The 14,865-nt window shown below is 60.8% G+C and carries 17 protein-coding genes, 2 tRNA genes and 1 pseudogene; 11 read left to right on the top strand and 9 right to left on the bottom strand.

Translation table 11 applies throughout. From position 1 onward, the window contains the following. Positions 1-9: 9 nt before the first annotated feature. From FHX14_RS05345 to FHX14_RS05335, 3 genes are read right to left on the bottom strand one after another with little or no spacing between them, the layout of a single operon-like run. The gene (locus tag FHX14_RS05345; RefSeq protein ID WP_184376509.1) at positions 10-1,320 is read right to left on the bottom strand and encodes an HlyC/CorC family transporter; all 1,311 of its coding nucleotides are present in this window, start codon (positions 1,318-1,320) and stop codon (positions 10-12) included. Beyond that, positions 1,320-2,450 carry a 3-dehydroquinate synthase gene (gene aroB / locus FHX14_RS05340; protein WP_184376508.1) on the bottom strand — a complete coding sequence of 377 codons (1,131 nt, stop codon included), beginning with the start codon at positions 2,448-2,450 and terminating at the stop codon, positions 1,320-1,322. Before aroB ends, FHX14_RS05345 begins: the two co-directional genes overlap by 1 nt. Beyond that, positions 2,447-3,037 (bottom strand): shikimate kinase, encoded by a 591-nt coding sequence (locus FHX14_RS05335; RefSeq protein ID WP_184376507.1) that lies wholly within the window; start codon positions 3,035-3,037, stop codon positions 2,447-2,449. Before FHX14_RS05335 ends, aroB begins: the two co-directional genes overlap by 4 nt. 148 nt (positions 3,038-3,185) lie before the next feature. Here FHX14_RS05335 and FHX14_RS05330 point away from each other — a divergent pair, with 148 nt between their 5' ends. The 5 genes from FHX14_RS05330 (at position 3,186) to FHX14_RS05310 (ending at position 7,045) form a co-directional block, all read left to right on the top strand. Continuing rightward, a complete protein-coding gene (locus FHX14_RS05330) occupies positions 3,186-3,362 on the top strand; it encodes a hypothetical protein (RefSeq protein WP_003589926.1) in 177 nt (58 codons plus the stop codon). A gap of 5 nt (positions 3,363-3,367) precedes the next feature. Continuing rightward, positions 3,368-4,321, top strand: coding sequence for a site-specific tyrosine recombinase XerD (xerD, locus tag FHX14_RS05325; protein ID WP_184376506.1), 954 nt, complete (start codon positions 3,368-3,370; stop codon positions 4,319-4,321). A gap of 63 nt (positions 4,322-4,384) precedes the next feature. Beyond that, a complete protein-coding gene (locus FHX14_RS05320) occupies positions 4,385-5,338 on the top strand; it encodes an acetyl-CoA carboxylase carboxyltransferase subunit alpha (protein WP_003589922.1) in 954 nt (317 codons plus the stop codon). A gap of 238 nt (positions 5,339-5,576) precedes the next feature. Continuing rightward, complete coding sequence (locus FHX14_RS05315) at positions 5,577-6,815, top strand: murein L,D-transpeptidase family protein (protein WP_184376505.1); 1,239 nt, start codon at positions 5,577-5,579, stop codon at positions 6,813-6,815. Between the two features lie 5 nt (positions 6,816-6,820). Next, the gene (locus tag FHX14_RS05310; RefSeq protein ID WP_012559148.1) at positions 6,821-7,045 is read left to right on the top strand and encodes a sulfurtransferase TusA family protein; all 225 of its coding nucleotides are present in this window, start codon (positions 6,821-6,823) and stop codon (positions 7,043-7,045) included. Here FHX14_RS05310 and FHX14_RS05305 read toward each other — a convergent pair. Both FHX14_RS05305 and FHX14_RS05300 read right to left on the bottom strand, forming a co-directional pair. Continuing rightward, the gene (locus FHX14_RS05305) at positions 7,042-8,217 is read right to left on the bottom strand and encodes a GTP-binding protein (RefSeq protein WP_184376504.1); all 1,176 of its coding nucleotides are present in this window, start codon (positions 8,215-8,217) and stop codon (positions 7,042-7,044) included. The genes FHX14_RS05310 and FHX14_RS05305 overlap by 4 nt on opposite strands. Before the next feature lie 24 nt (positions 8,218-8,241). Further along, on the bottom strand, positions 8,242-9,375 hold the full coding sequence (locus FHX14_RS05300) for a D-alanyl-D-alanine carboxypeptidase family protein (RefSeq protein ID WP_184376503.1): 1,134 nt from the start codon (positions 9,373-9,375) through the stop codon (positions 8,242-8,244). A 187-nt stretch (positions 9,376-9,562) separates the two neighbouring features. Between FHX14_RS05300 and FHX14_RS05295 the strand changes: the two genes are divergently transcribed. Then, the gene (locus FHX14_RS05295; RefSeq protein ID WP_184376502.1) at positions 9,563-10,726 is read left to right on the top strand and encodes a M20 aminoacylase family protein; all 1,164 of its coding nucleotides are present in this window, start codon (positions 9,563-9,565) and stop codon (positions 10,724-10,726) included. A gap of 52 nt (positions 10,727-10,778) precedes the next feature. Further along, positions 10,779-10,855 (top strand) — tRNA-Arg (locus FHX14_RS05290). A gap of 3 nt (positions 10,856-10,858) precedes the next feature. On the opposite strand, the gene FHX14_RS05285 is transcribed toward FHX14_RS05290, so the two are convergent. After that, the gene (locus FHX14_RS05285) at positions 10,859-11,698 is read right to left on the bottom strand and encodes a hypothetical protein (RefSeq protein ID WP_184376501.1); all 840 of its coding nucleotides are present in this window, start codon (positions 11,696-11,698) and stop codon (positions 10,859-10,861) included. Positions 11,699-11,943: 245 nt separating this feature from the next. Here FHX14_RS05285 and FHX14_RS05280 point away from each other — a divergent pair. Next, positions 11,944-12,019: transfer RNA gene (locus FHX14_RS05280), tRNA-Ser, on the top strand. 334 nt (positions 12,020-12,353) lie between these two features. Here FHX14_RS05280 and FHX14_RS05275 read toward each other — a convergent pair. After that, on the bottom strand, positions 12,354-12,506 hold the full coding sequence (locus FHX14_RS05275) for a hypothetical protein (RefSeq protein ID WP_184376500.1): 153 nt from the start codon (positions 12,504-12,506) through the stop codon (positions 12,354-12,356). A 58-nt stretch (positions 12,507-12,564) separates the two neighbouring features. On the opposite strand from FHX14_RS05275, the gene FHX14_RS05270 reads away from it, so the two are divergent. Continuing rightward, positions 12,565-12,894: a hypothetical protein gene (locus tag FHX14_RS05270; protein WP_184376499.1), complete on the top strand. Its 330-nt coding sequence runs from the start codon at positions 12,565-12,567 to the stop codon at positions 12,892-12,894. A gap of 109 nt (positions 12,895-13,003) precedes the next feature. Here FHX14_RS05270 and FHX14_RS05265 read toward each other — a convergent pair whose 3' ends face one another. After that, positions 13,004-13,318, bottom strand: coding sequence for a hypothetical protein (locus FHX14_RS05265; RefSeq protein ID WP_184376498.1), 315 nt, complete (start codon positions 13,316-13,318; stop codon positions 13,004-13,006). A 391-nt stretch (positions 13,319-13,709) separates the two neighbouring features. Here FHX14_RS05265 and FHX14_RS05260 point away from each other — a divergent pair. Both FHX14_RS05260 and FHX14_RS05255 read left to right on the top strand, forming a co-directional pair. Then, a pseudogene (locus FHX14_RS05260) lies at positions 13,710-13,957 on the top strand (BrnT family toxin). After that, positions 13,954-14,271, top strand: a complete 318-nt coding sequence (locus FHX14_RS05255) for a BrnA antitoxin family protein (protein WP_184376497.1) — start codon at positions 13,954-13,956, stop codon at positions 14,269-14,271. The pseudogene FHX14_RS05260 and the gene FHX14_RS05255 overlap by 4 nt, the downstream one beginning before the upstream one ends. A gap of 48 nt (positions 14,272-14,319) precedes the next feature. Here the strand turns inward: FHX14_RS05255 and FHX14_RS05250 are convergent, their stop codons facing one another. Next, a complete protein-coding gene (locus FHX14_RS05250) occupies positions 14,320-14,841 on the bottom strand; it encodes a DUF2937 family protein (RefSeq protein ID WP_184376496.1) in 522 nt (173 codons plus the stop codon). Positions 14,842-14,865: the final 24 nt, after the last annotated feature.

The raw sequence follows: 14,865 nt of genomic DNA, 5'->3' as shown, positions 1-14,865 counted from the left end.
CAAGCCGGCTCAGACCGGTTTTGCGCCGTCTTCCCCGGCGGGGCGGATGCGCAGCTTGGTGATGCGGTTCTTTTCCCGCTTCATGACGACGAAACGCTTGCCGTAAAAGGTGAAGGCCTGGCGCTCTTCCGGAATGGTCATCGATTCATGGATGACCAAGCCGGCAATCGTCGTCGCCTCCTCGTCGGGCAGGTTCCAGTCGAGCGCGCGGTTCAAGTCGCGGATCGGCACGCCACCGTCGACGACGACCGAACCGTCGGCCTCCTGGCGCACGCCCTGGATCTCGATATCGTGCTCGTCGGAAATATCGCCGACGATTTCCTCGAGAATATCCTCCAGCGTGACGATGCCCTGCACCTCGCCATATTCGTCGACGACGACGGCGAAATGCTGCTTGCGGCGCAGGAAGGCGTTGAGCTGATCTTCGAGATTGGTGCTGTCGGGCACGAACCACGGCTTCTGGGCGATCTTCACGATGTCGAGGTTCTGCGGCTCCATGTTTGGTTCGGCCAGCGCCCGCAGCAGGTCCTTGGCATGAACGACGCCGATGATGTTGTCGATCGTGCCGCGCCACAAGGGCATGCGCGTATAGGGACTTTCGAGAATGGCGCGCACCACCGCCTCAGGCGGATCGTCGGCGTTGATCGCCCGCATCGCCGTGCGGTGGACCATGATGTCGGAGAGTTCGAGTTCTCCGAGATCGAGCACGCCGCCAAGCCGGTCGCGGTCGGCCTTCACCACCGATCCCTCGCGGTGCAGCAGGTCGACGGCGCCGCGCAGCTCCTCATGCGCCGTCAGCATCGATACCTCGCGTGAGAGATTGATGCCGAACAGCGCCAGGATCCGCCGGACGATCGCATTGACGAAGGAGGAAATCGGGCCGACGACGAGAACGAAGAGCCTGGCGGGAACCGCGATCGCAAGCGCGAAACGGTCGGGTGTCGAAATCGCCCAGCTCTTCGGCAGCACTTCGGCGAAGATGACCAGGATGACGGTCATCGCCAGCGTCGCCAGCGCCACGCCGGAATTGCCGAACAGCCCGAGGAACAGGCTGGTGGCGATCGACGAGGACAGGATGTTGGCGAGATTGTTGCCGATCAGCAGCGCGCCGATCAACCGGTCGCGCCGCTCAATCAGCTGCCGGACAAGGCCGGCGCGTTCGTCGCCGTTGACCTCGAGCGTATGGATGCGGCTGCGCGACACGGCGGTCAGCGCGGTTTCCGAGCCGGAAAAGAAGGCGGACATCAGCACGAGCGCCGTGATCGAAAGGATCTCCGGCCAATATGTCGCAAGAAATGCCAGAGCGCCTTCGACGGACATTAGGGGTGTTTTTCCCTGAGAAAGCTGATCACCTCGGAGGCAGGAACGTCGTCGGCGACGAAGGACTGACCGATGCCGCGCGTCAGGATGAAGGTGAGCTTGCCGCTCTTGACCTTCTTGTCCTGGGCAATCGCATCCATCAGCGTTTCGGCCGGCGGCAGCTCGCCCGGAATATCGGACATACGGGTCGGCAGGCCGACCTCCTGCAGATGCCGCTCGACGCGCCGCGCATCGTCGGGGCTTGCAAGGTTCATCCGCGCAGAGAATTCGTGCGCCAGCACCATGCCGATCGAAACGCCCTCGCCATGCACGAGACGGGAGCTGTCATAGGCTGTCGCCGCTTCAAGCGCATGGCCGAACGTATGGCCGAGGTTGAGCAGCGCCCGCGGACCGTTCTCGCGCTCGTCGGCAACGACGACATCGGCCTTCGCCTGGCAGCTGGCGGCAATCGCCTCGATGCGGGCGGCGCCGCCTGTGAAAACCGCCTTCCAGTTGGCTTCCAGCCAAGCGAAAAAATCCGGCTTGTCGATCAGCCCGTATTTGGCGACCTCGGCGTAACCGGCGCGGAATTCGCGCTCGCTTAGCGTATTCAGCACATCGGTATCGGCCAGGACCAGGTCCGGCTGATGGAAGACGCCGATCAGGTTCTTGCCGTGGCGGGAATTGATGCCGGTCTTGCCGCCGACGGAGGAATCGACCTGCGCCAGCAGCGAGGTCGGCACCTGCACGAAGCGCACGCCGCGCCGCACGATGCCGGCCGCAAATCCCGAGAGGTCGCCGATAACGCCGCCGCCGAGCGCGATGACGCAATCGTTACGCTCGACGCGGGCTTCGAGCACCTTGTCGCAGGCGGTCATCAGATGCTCGAAGCTCTTGGTCTTCTCACCGGCCGGCAGGACGACCGCGGCCGAGGCGATGCCCGCTTCATCGAGACTTGCGACGAGCGCCTGGAGATAGAGCGGCGCGACATTTTCATCGGTGACGACAGCCGCCTTGCGGCCCTTGAGGCGGGAGGCGATTTCGGCGCCGGCCCGCGCGATCAGCCCCGGCCCGATCAGGATGTCGTAGGCGCGCTCGCCGAGCGGCACATGCACCGTCTGGACTGATGAGGCGGAGGGTATCGCATTCATGACGCTGCTTTTTCCTTCTGAGCTTCGATCATCGCCTTCAGCACCTCGTCGGCCATGATTTCCTTGCGCACGTCGCGCGAGAGCACGGTGAGGTCGGCCTGCGCATAGATCGGGTAGCGCGCATTCATCAGGCCTTCGAGCGTCTGCTTGGGGTTTTCGGTCTTGAGCAAGGGACGGTTGTCGCGCTTGTTGACCCGCTCCCAGAGCACGTCGAGATCGGCCTTCAGCCAGACGGAGACGCCGCCCTTGATGATATGCCTGCGCGTCCGCTCGTTGATGAAGGCGCCGCCGCCGGTGGAGACGACCCGCGGCCCGCCCTTTAACAGCCGCTTCATCACCCGCGTTTCCAGCGCCCGGAATTCATCCTCGCCATAGGCCGCGAAAAGTTCGGGGATCGTCATGCGCGACACGCGCTCTATTTCGTGGTCGCTGTCGATGAAGGGAATGCCGAGCTGGCTGGCGACGATGCGGCCGACGGCGGATTTTCCCGCACCCATCAGGCCGACGAGGATCAGATTGCGTGAACCGAGCGCGGCGCGAGCTCTGTCTTTCAAGCTGTCAGCAACGGTCAGCAGTGGTTCACTCATCGGTCCATTCACACTTTGTTTGCAAACCGTATCGACAAATGCAGCTGGAGCGTCAAGTCGCGGACAAGGGAATCATGGCTTGAATACCGCTTCTTGCACTTGCAGATACGCTTCTTATAACAGAAGCAGAGCATGAAGGAGTTGCCGGATGCCGACCCTGTTCCGTTTTCTGTTCGTCTGCGCGATCCTCGCCGGGACGGTCTACGGAGCGATGTGGGCGCTTGTGACCTTCGTCGAGCCCGAGCCGCGCGACGTGACCATCCGTATTCCGTCCGAGCGGGTCAATCCGCCGGCGACGGGCACGATCAACACGACCAGGAAGTGACCGGCATGGTGGATCTGAGCCGCGTCCATGTGGAATCCTTCCTGGAGATGATGAGCGCCGAGCGCGGCGCAGCCGTCAACACGCTGCAATCCTATGAGCGCGACCTCGACGACGTCCATTCGTTCCTGACGGAGCGCAGCGTGCGGCTGACCGAAGCCGCCTCCGCCGATCTGGCCGCCTATCTCGCCTCGCTCGCCCGAAAGGGCTTCAAAGCTTCTTCCCAGGCGCGCCGGCTTGCCGCCATGCGGCAGTTCTACAAGTTCCTCTACGCCGAGGGGCTGAGGACCGACGACCCCACCGGCATTCTCGACGCGCCGAAGAAAGGCCGCCCGCTGCCGAAGACGATGGGCGTCGAGGAGGTCGGCAAGCTGCTTTCCCAGGCTGAGGCCGAGGCAGGCGATGCAGCACCCGGCCAGCTGCAGCGCCTGCGCATGCTGGCGCTGCTGGAGCTGCTCTATGCCACCGGCATGCGTGTCAGCGAACTGGTTTCGCTTCCCGCCCGCGTGCTCGATCAGGAAGGGCGTTTCCTGATGATCCGCGGCAAAGGCAACAAGGAGCGGCTGGTGCCCCTGTCGCAATCGGCGATATCGGCGTTGAAATCCTACGGCCGCCTGCTGGCGGCGGAAAATGCCGCGGCCAAGAATCCGCAGGAAAGTCCCTGGCTGTTTCCCGCCGCCTCGAAGGAGGGCTATCTGCCGCGCCAGGTTTTTGCCCGCGACCTCAAGAACCTGGCGATCCGCGCCGGCCTGACGCCGTCGATGATCTCGCCGCATGTGATGCGCCACGCCTTTGCCAGCCACCTGCTTGCCAATGGCGCCGACCTGCGCGTCGTGCAGGAACTCCTCGGCCATTCGGACATTTCGACCACACAGATTTACACGCATGTCCTCGAAGAGAGGCTGCAGCAGCTCGTCCAGACGCATCACCCCCTTGCCAAACAGGCGAAAAAGCACGAATAGGACCGGCGACAAGGGGCGGAGCCAGGAAAACGCCCCGGGCACAAGGAAACGGAAACGCACCTCATGCACAATTATCTCGACTTCGAAAAGCCGATCTCCGACCTCGAAGGCAAGATCATCGAGCTGAAGAAGCTCGCAACGGAAGACGAGAGCATCGACACCACCGATGAGATCGGCAGGCTGGAGGTTCGCGTCCGCGAGGCGATCGTCGAAATCTATTCCAAGCTCAATCCCTGGCAGAAGACCCAGGTCGCCCGCCATCCGCAGCGCCCGCATTTCGTCGACTACGCCAAGACGCTGTTCCAGGAATTCACGCCGCTCGCCGGCGACCGCAAATTTTCCGAGGATGCCGCGATCCAGGCGGGCCTCGCCCGCTTCCGCGGCCAGCCCGTCGCCGTCGTCGGCCAGGAAAAGGGCAACGACACCAAGACCCGCCTGAAGCACAATTTCGGCAGCCCGCGGCCGGAAGGTTACCGCAAGGCGATCCGCATTCTCGAAATGGCCGATCGTTTCGGCTTGCCGGTGATTTCGCTGGTGGATACCGCTGGCGCCTATCCGGGCGTTGGCGCCGAAGAGCGCGGCCAGGCCGAGGCGATCGCCCGCTCGACGGAAATGTGTCTCGGCGTCAAGGTTCCGCTCGTTTCCGTCGTCATCGGCGAAGGCGGCTCGGGCGGCGCCATCGCCATCGCCACCGGCAACAAGGTCTATATGCTGGAGCATTCGATCTACAGCGTCATCTCGCCGGAAGGCGCCGCCTCCATCCTCTGGCGCGACTCCACCCGCGCCCGCGAAGCGGCGACCAATATGAAGATCACCGCCGAAGACCTGAAATCGCTCGGCGTCATCGACGGCATCATTTCCGAGCCGCTCGGCGGTGCGCATCGCGATCCCGACAGCGTCATCGCCGCAACCGGCGATGTGATCGCCAATGCGCTCGGCGAAATGGCATCCCGTTCCGGCGAACAGCTGCGCAACGAGCGCCGCCAGAAATTCCTCAATATGGGCCGCAATCTCTAAAAACAGCCCGAAAATCGCTGATACTTTTCGGCATCATGTCCGAGACAAGTTCGGCTTTCGGCGATTGGGGCCAAATCTTGGCCACATTGATATTATCTGTAGCATTCGCGCTTGCGGGGATGTTCAGGGCACGTCATAGGCTGGTAAGGATTTATAAAGTATAAGCCGCCTATGATTCCGTCTAATGCCCGAACTCCATAGGCGGACCGGGTCGCATTATCTTTATGGGCTAGTTTGGATGCGCATACGTTATTTTGCCTATGTTTCCCTCATGGCGCTGGCTCTGACCGGCTGCAATGACGCGTTGGAAACCGCGCAGGTCGATCTCTCCAAGGTCAAGAACAAGGTCGAGCAGCCGCTTCCGCCGCATATCCTTGCCTCTATGTCCGCCAAGGGCATGGACCGCAATTCGCCGATCATGATCCGCATCTTCAAGGAAGAAGGTGCCATGGAGATCTGGAAGGCGAAGACCGACAACCGTTTCGACAAGATCGCCGACTACAAGATCTGCGCCTGGTCGGGCCGTCTCGGCCCGAAGGTAAAGACCGGCGACCGGCAGGCGCCGGAAGGTTTTTACGATCTGACGCGCGCCAACCTGAACCCCAACTCAAAATATTATCTGGCGATCAACACCGGCTTCCCGAACCGCTACGACGCGGCGAACGGCCGCACCGGCTCCGATCTGATGATCCATGGCGCCTGCTCGTCCTCCGGCTGCTATTCGATGACCGACCAGCAGGTGCTTGAAATTTACGCCTTCGCCCGCGACGCCTTCAAGGGCGGCCAGGCGACCGTGCAGCTGCAGGCCTTCCCCTTCCGCATGACGGCGGAAAACATGGTCAAGCATCGGCTCGACTCAAGCTACGACTTCTGGAAGATGCTGAAGGTCGGCTACGACAATTTCGAAGTGACGAAACGCCCGCCCGAGGTGGCCGTCTGCGAGAAGAAATACGTCTTCAACCAGCAGGCAACCGATGGCGGCGCCTTCAATGCCGCCGGCAAATGCCCTGCCATGTCGACGCCGCCGGCGCTGACGGCCGCCCTTGCCGCCTACGGCAAGACCTATGATGCCGACTATGCCAAGGCGATGAGCAAATTCGACGGCATGGCCTGGTACGATCCGTCCGAAGCCGAGCGCAAGGCCGTGGTCGCCAAGACGCGCAAGGGCCGCGAACTCGCTTACGCACCGACCGGCACCTCGCTGGAAGCCGGCCGCATGGTCAAGGTCGCCGAACTCGAAGACCTAATGGCCAAGCGCACCGCGCAGGGCCTCGCCGCCAAGACCGCGCCGGGCGCCACGCCTGCAGCCGCTGCCCAGCCGCAGGCGCAGGCCCAGCCAATGGCAGTCGCGGCCGCGACGCCTGCGGCCGTGCCGGTGCCGATGCCGAACCCGCTGGCCTATACCGCGCCCGAACCGCAGGAAACCGCTGAGGCCGCGGCGAGGAAGCCGTTCTGGAAATTCTGGGCGCGGAACTGAACGGCTTGAACCCCGTTCTCTACGATCTTCGCGGCCTGAAATGCCCCTTCCCCGTGATCAAGACACGCAAGAAGCTTGCCGCCATGGCAAGCGGCACGCTCATCCGCGTCGACACCACCGATCCGCTGGCGGTGATCGACATGCCGCATTTCTGCAATGAGGACGGCCACGAGCTGGTCGAGACCGAAAAGACCGAAACCGGCCACCGCTTCCTGATTAAAAAGGGCTAAATCCGCATACCAGGAATGGCGAGCGGATTGTCGGACAGCGCCGCGCGATCCGGCATGTCGATGCGCGGCTTGCCAAGAAAGGCGTCGAACAGATCCTTCACGAAGGCTTCCGGCAGGTCCTTGGTGATCAGTACCATGCGCGTGCGCCGGTCGTTGGGATCCGGCCAGGCGGCAAGCCACACCGGCGGATGGAAGATGCTTTGCACGCCATGCAGCACCAGCGGTCGGTCCGGCCGGTCGGAGACGGAAACGATCGCCTTCATTCTGAGCAGCTTCTCGCCATGGGCGGAGCGCAGGAGATCGATGAACATGTCGAGCGCCATCGGATCGATCGGCTTCTCCTCGATGATCGAGAAAGACCGGATCGAGGCATCGTGACGGTTGACGTCATGCGGGTCCTGGTGCGCGTGATCGCCATCATGATTGTGATGGTGATGGCCGTGGTGATCGCCACCATGATGATGATCGTGGCCGTGAGCATGATGGTGATGCGCCTCGTTCGCATCCTCGTCCTGCAGCCAGCGGCCGACATCGGCGATCTTGGTCGCCGGATCGTAGAGCCCGTTGACGAGCACCGCGGCGCTGCCGGCCTCAGTGCTGTCTGCATCCATCATCGCGGCGCGCGGATTGAGCGCCCGCAGCCGCTTTTCCAGCCCATCGGTTGCCCCAGCCATCGCCTTTTTCGAGACGATCAGCCGGTCGGCGACCGCCGCCTGCTTGCGCGCTTCCTCGTGATTGTCGAGCGTCTGCAGCCCGTTCACCGCATCGACGACGGTCACGACGCCGTCGAGTTCGAAATTCGTGGCGATGATGGGATTGCCCATGATCGCCTGCATCACCGGGGCAGGATCGGCAAGGCCGGTCGTTTCGATGACGACACGCTTCACCGGCTTGACGCGGCCCGTCTGCACGGCGTCCATCAGGTTTGCCAGCGTGTCGACAAGCTCGCCGCGCACGGTGCAGCAGAGGCAGCCGTCCGAGAGTTCGATGATCGAATCGCCGGAGCTTTCGACCAGGAGATGATCGATGCCGACATCGCCGAATTCATTGATGATGACAGCCGCATCCTTCATCGCAGGATCTTTGAGGATGCGGTTGAGCAGCGTCGATTTGCCGGCGCCGAGAAAGCCGGTCAGGATGGTGACCGGAATCCTGTCGTTGAGCGCGCTCATATCGTTTGACCTTGAAAGCCTATCTTAGAAGGATGTCGGGCGCGGCATCGGCACCGGCACGTTGGCGATGCCGCCCGCCGTATCGCCGGTCGCCACCTTTTCCGGCTGTGCCGCCGGCTGCGGATCCTGACCGGGAATGAGGCCGGCAAAGACGAAGCGCGGATCGTGATCCATTTCCTGGATATAGGGCGACTGCACCCGCATGCGGCCGACTTCGTCGCGCGTTTCGCTGCGTATCTTGGCGCCCTTGGCGCTGCAGATGTCCGCAGAAATGTCGGTCACCTGGTCCTGTCCCTGCCCGTAGGGCCGCAGCGAACCCAGCGTCTCATTGCCGGGAAACTGGGTGGTGAAACCCTTCTGCAGAAGGTTCGCCGTCGCATCGGCGCGCGCCGCGAGGCTGTCGGTGCCGAGCACGACCGAGACGATGGTGCGGCCGTTGCGGGTCGCCGAACCGATCTGGTTGAAGCCCGAGGCGCAGATGAAGCCGGTCTTCATGCCGTCGGCACCGGCGAAGCGGCCGATCAGCATGTTGAGGCTCGGCACGTTCTGCTGGCCGTTGGTGAAACCCTCAAGCGCGAAATAGGAGGCATATTGCGGAAAATCGCGGCGCAGCGCCACGGTCAGCACCGCAAGATCGCGCGCCGTCGTATACTGCCCCTTGCCCGGCAGGCCGTTCGGATTGACGAAATGCGAATCCGTCATGCCGAGCTTCAGCGCCTCGCCGTTCATCCGCGTCACGAAGCCTTCCTGCGTGCCCCCGATGGCTTCGGCGACAGCAACGGCAATGTCGTTGGCCGATTTCACCATCAGGATCTTCAGCGCGCTGTCGAGCGTCAGCTTCTGGCCCGGCTTGAAATACATCTTGGCGGCCGGCTGCGCGGCGGCGCGTTTGCTCATGACGACAGGCGTATCGAGGCTGATCTGCCCGGCCCGGATCGCATCGAACACGGTATAGACGGTCATCAGCTTGGTCAGCGAGGCCGGATACCATTTGCGAAACGCTTCTTCATGCTCAAGCACGCGGCCGGTCTGCACATCGACGAGAATATGCGGATTGGCCGCGGCGAACGGAACCGAGGCAAGAAAACCAGCCGTCGCGGCGACCGCGAAACTCAACGGCCGCAAGGCGGCAAACAAACGGAAGTGGCTCGTCGACACGCTTTGTCCTTCGGATATCAGGAAAATCTCGAAACCTTCCCCTATTTAGCCTATATGGCTATGACATGGCAAAGGTCATTGACTAAGTAATTTCCACAGGCTCACGCCCCAGCCGCCTCACACCCCCCGCCTCACGCCCTTGTGATGCGATGAACGATTGCCGGGATTTCATAACAGGAACGCCAACATGCCGATTTTGAACAGAGCCGCCGAATTGCAGGACGAAGTCGCCGAATGGCGCCGTCATATCCACGCCCGGCCCGAGCTGCTCTTCGCGGTTGAGAACACGGCCGCCTTCGTTGCTGAAAAGCTCAAGGAATTCGGCGTCGACGAGATTGTCACCGGCATCGGCCGCACCGGCGTCGTCGGCCTGATCAAGGGCAAGGGCCAAGGCCGCCGCACCGTCGGCCTGCGTGCCGATATGGACGCCCTGCCGCTGACCGAAATCACCGGCAAGCCCTGGGCCTCGAAGACGCCGGGCAAGATGCATGCCTGCGGCCATGACGGCCACACCGCCATGCTGCTCGGCGCTGCGAAATACCTGGCCGAAACCCGCAATTTCAACGGCAACATCGCCGTCATCTTCCAGCCCGCCGAAGAGGGCGGCGGCGGCGGCAACCTGATGGTCAAGGACGGCATGATGGAGCGCTTCGGCATCGAAGAAGTCTACGGCATGCACAATCTGCCGGGCCTGCCTGTGGGACAATTCGCCACCCGCAAGGGCGCGATCATGGCGGCGACCGACGAATTCACCGTCACCATCAAGGGTCGCGGCGGCCACGCCGCCCAGCCGCACCGGACGATCGACCCGATCGCTATCGGCGCCCAGATCGTCGCCAACCTGCAGATGATTGCCTCGCGCACCGCCGATCCGATCAGCTCGGTCGTCGTCTCGGTGACGAAGTTCAATGCCGGCTTCGCCCATAACGTCATCCCGAACGACGCGACCTTCGCCGGCACGGTGCGCACCCTCGACCCCGAGGTGCGCACGCTGGCCGAAACGCGGTTCCGCCAGATCGTCGAGGGCGTCGCCGCCGCCCACGGCGCCGAGGCCGAGATCAGCTTCCACCGCAACTACCCCGTCACCGTCAACCATCCCGACGAGACCGAACATGCGGTGGCCACCGCCAGCGCAATTGCCGGCGAGGGCAACGTCAACGCCGAGATCGATCCGATGATGGGCGGCGAGGATTTCTCCTACATGCTGAACGCCCGCCCCGGCGCCTTCATCTTCATCGGCAACGGCGACAGCGCCGGCCTGCACAACCCGGCCTACGACTTCAACGACGAAGCCATCGCCCACGGCATCTCCTACTGGGTCCGCCTCGCCGAACAACGCCTCGGCCTCTGACAACAATTAAGGCTTGGCTTCGCGCCAAGCCTTTTGTATGCATGGCTTCAGTGGTCCCGTAGCTCAGCAGGATAGAGCACCAGATTCCTAATCTGGGGGTCACGCGTTCGAATCGCGTCGGGATCACCATGCTCAGCTGAAGATGTTTTCTTCCTCGCCGTCCTCCCCCTCGGCATCCGCCAAAATCTCTTTGTCGAGTTCCAGCTTTTTGATCAGGCGATCGATCTCGCGGGGGCCGATCTTGCCCTTGACGATGATCCTATAGGTGGTCTCGCGAGACAGAATTCCATCTTGCAAAACGCGCTCGCCGTGTTGGGGTGCGGTCGGTTGTTTTGGAGCGACCGGACTCGATGCCAACTTCATTGTTTCGCGTTTCGCCCGAATCGCGGCGATATCGAAATCGTCGTCATCATCTTCGTCACCCATACCTTCTTCAAGAGGAGGTAGGTTGGCAGAAATAGCGATCCCAGCGAATGCCATGCTATCTTTGTAAATGCGGATTACATCATCCGCCGCACCATCGCTGAAAGCTGCTTTGCCTTCGTCTGCGCGATCGAGCGTCAAATAGTTTTTCAGAACGATGTCGGAGAGACCTGGATCAATACCGAATTTTTCGCGCAGTTCACTATGGATTGTTGGCGAAAGCGCTGCTCGCCTGATTGCGTCTCGTCGCTTCTCAGAATCCGGGTCTGCATCCCTTATGATTCGCACGGCGGTATCACTCAACGTGAACTTACGCTTCGGGCCTGTTCCCTCATCGCGTATAAGACCAAAATGGATTAGCGCTGCGGCAGTCGCCCAGAGCCCGCTACTCTTCTCACCATAACCCCATGCCTCGGCGAGCACTGCAGTGCCTGCGGGATGATGCATCGCTTTCGAATAGAGTTGCTTCGCTCGTTCGATGGCCTTGCTTAGGTCTATGGCCGGATAGGGGGGACTACGAAAGCGTGGCTTAGAATCATTCTCTGACATCGGTCCAATCTCCTTTATCAGAACCTAAAGCCATTCCTCCGAAACCACAAGATACACTCTAACTCCATACCTAATTTTTTTCTTGCTCCATACCTGATCCATGCTAGGCTACTGGTACGAATCACGGAGTCAAGCATGACGAGAAGAGTTGCAGGCCTCGACGTTAAACAAGCCGACGATCGAGGCCACAAAAAATAAAGCCGCCCCCAAAGCCATTGGAGGCGGCTTAGGCTGACGAACGCATTGCGCTCGTAGCTCAGAGGATAGAGCATTCCGTTGCTAGCGGGTGGGTCGCAGGTTCGAATCCTGTCGGGCGCTCCATCATCATCGGCCGCCACTATAACATGGTGGCGGCCGTTTTGGAATCCCCAGCTGACATCAGCATAATACTGAGATTATCGCCCAGGCTGGTGCCCGCGCCGATCAATGAGCGGGCGGTGGGCCTAAGGTCGATAGTCGTGCAGAAACCCCACCATTAGCAGACCCTGCGACCCCCATCATAACGAATGCGGCTAGTACTGCTATCGCGAGTCCAATGGAGGCATCGCGAGCACCATCCATCCTGGCTTCGGCTTCGCAACACTCACAAGAATGCCATACGGAACGGTCATCACCGAAAGCGCAAGTGCCGTGGACAGACCGTAGAGAGCGCAGATCACAAAGCAGTGTAACTACAGCCGCCCGGATCTTGCGACAGATGCTTCTCGGCGAATTTGGTGAACCCCATGACAATAATGAATCGAGTGATCATGCCGACATAGTCGGATACCTGCTTGGCGCGCGACCATCTTTGCTCGACCATGCCCATCGAGATCTCGAACAAAAAGCTGCAAATATTTCGCATGCCGCCTTTCTTGAGATGATCGTTGGGTGATGGGTACCGTGCAGAGCGATGGGAGCGCCTTAAGACAGTTGCAATAACACCTCGCCGCTACCAAATTGAAGGCGGCAGCAACAGAGGAATCCACAACATGAAAATTAACAGTGAATTGGGAGGCGAACTCTCGAATGCGGACGTCGAAGAATTCCTGAATGACACTTTGGAACGTTACAAGGACCACAAACCCAAGGGCATCAGAGTGAGCAACAGTATTTTTCAGCGCGGCTTCGACGATAAATACCGAGACATCCCTATCGCTATGGACCCATCGAAGTACCCGCAAGACCAAGTTGAAATCGAGTTCTTCGAGGATTAAGCGAGCGTACCGGCTGCAATTCTGCAGATTGAAGCCGCGCCCCCTGAGATCAGCCGTGCGGCTCATTTCCAACGCGCTTTCGCAGCGTGATATGAGCAGGAACTCCTTATCATTTCAGTCCCTCGCGTCCGTATGCTCTGTCAATAGCTTTCTCCAATTCCACGGAAAACTGGCGGAGGTGTCGCAGCAGGTAGAGGATGCCGTCCGCCTGTTCGGAATTCAGAACGCAGTGATCTGCAAAGTTGCCGCTGTTGCCCTCTCTGAACTCCATGTTCAAGTACTCATCTGTCAACATGGCGGCGCGGCGAAGCTCCGTGATCTGCCAATCCACAGAGTCCAAGGCATCAACGATCTGCTTGTCTGTCGGGCGGCGGTACGCCTCTCCGGGCACAGCTTCGCCGGCGGGCGGAATCGTGTTCGGCATCGAAAGTCTCCTACCTTTGGAAAGGTTTAAACGTTCTCCATCTGACGCATCGTGTCATAGCCCGCAATGAAGCGACGGGCGCAGTCTACCTGCAAATGCCGTCGAACTCGCTGCGGCCGAGCGCGTCTTTCTTGCGTGAACGCAACATGGAAGCGACACGGCCGCCGAAACCCCTTGCAGCGCACCGTGTCGGAGCGGTTTCCTAATCTGGGGGTCACGCGTTCGAATCGCGTCGGGATCACTACTATGGCCGTTGCCACTACGTCATCGCCGCGACCCGCGAGGTCGGAGTAATTAAGCCCGCTGCACTTCTCCGTTTGACGTCTGCGAAAGCCTTTTTGTATCCACATTAATCGTTGTCCACGGCATCGAATTATTGTAGATACATTTAATGGAGATCGTGTGGGACGAACCGAAGCGGATTGCCAATATCGAAAACATGGCCTCGATTTCGCCGATCTGACTTTCGAGTTCTTCCTGTCTTCCGTTGTCGTTCCCGCCAAAGATGGGCGATCCAAGGCCATAGGCCGCCTCGCTGACGGAACGATCGTCGTGATCTTCGTAAATTTGGGCTCTGAGGCGCTTTCGATCATTTCGATGCGCCCCGCCCGCAAGGACGAAAGGAGCATGATCCGATGATTATCAAAGCCCGGAAAACGAACCAGTTTCAGCCTGGCCGCGGTTACTCCAAGGAGGATTGGGATGCCGTCTCCGACAATCCCCCTCTGTCCAAGGAAGAAATGGCAAGAACCAAGCCCTTCAAGGAGGCATTTCCTGACGTTGCCGAAAAGATGGAGAAGGCCATTGCAGCCCGCGGTCGACCCAAGCTTGATAACCCGAAGCAACCCCTGAACATCCGTCTCGATACCGATATTATCCAGTTCTACAAGGCCACCGGCAAAGGCTGGCAGTCAAGGATGAACGATGCATTGCGAAAGGCGGCCGGCTTATAGCACCCTCCGCAGATCTTCTCCAAAACTGGCGGCCGTCGGCTTGGCTCATCACCACTTTGCGGAACCATTGGCTTGCCGTGTCCTCACCGCGCGCCGCGTTCCCAATCCCAGCAACGCAGCCACGACCCAGCCACCGACAAACCCAATTGCGCCCCAGACGAGACCCGCAAAGCTGACGGGCACACCCGGCACAAAATCCCGCCAGGTATTGGCGAAGACGACATCATCCGGCTCCCCCATCAGCACGAAGGGCTTGGCGACCGGCGCGGCGGTGCCGAGTTTCAGTTGCTGTGACAGCAGCGTTTCGTAGCGCGTGATCGTGCTCTGCATCGAGACACCGCGGTCCCGCAGGAAATCGTCGGAGGATTGCGCGTAGGTGTTCAGCGCCTGCTGGCGATCGAGGTGGTGGTCGGCTGCCTGTCTGTTGAAGTCCTCGACGATGACGCGCAATTCGTCGATCGCGCCGCCGATCCGCTGGCGGTATTGCTGGGCAAATTCCGGCGCCTGCGAAAAGACCGTGCCGCCGGCAAGCCCGGCGACGATGGCGATAATCCTTGCAATCGGTCCCATTCTCGATGCCTCCGGCGCTTCTCT

Source organism: Rhizobium sp. BK619 (genome assembly GCF_014195245.1).
Classification (GTDB): domain Bacteria; phylum Pseudomonadota; class Alphaproteobacteria; order Rhizobiales; family Rhizobiaceae; genus Rhizobium; species Rhizobium acidisoli.
This window is presented reverse-complemented; position numbering and strand designations above follow the sequence as displayed.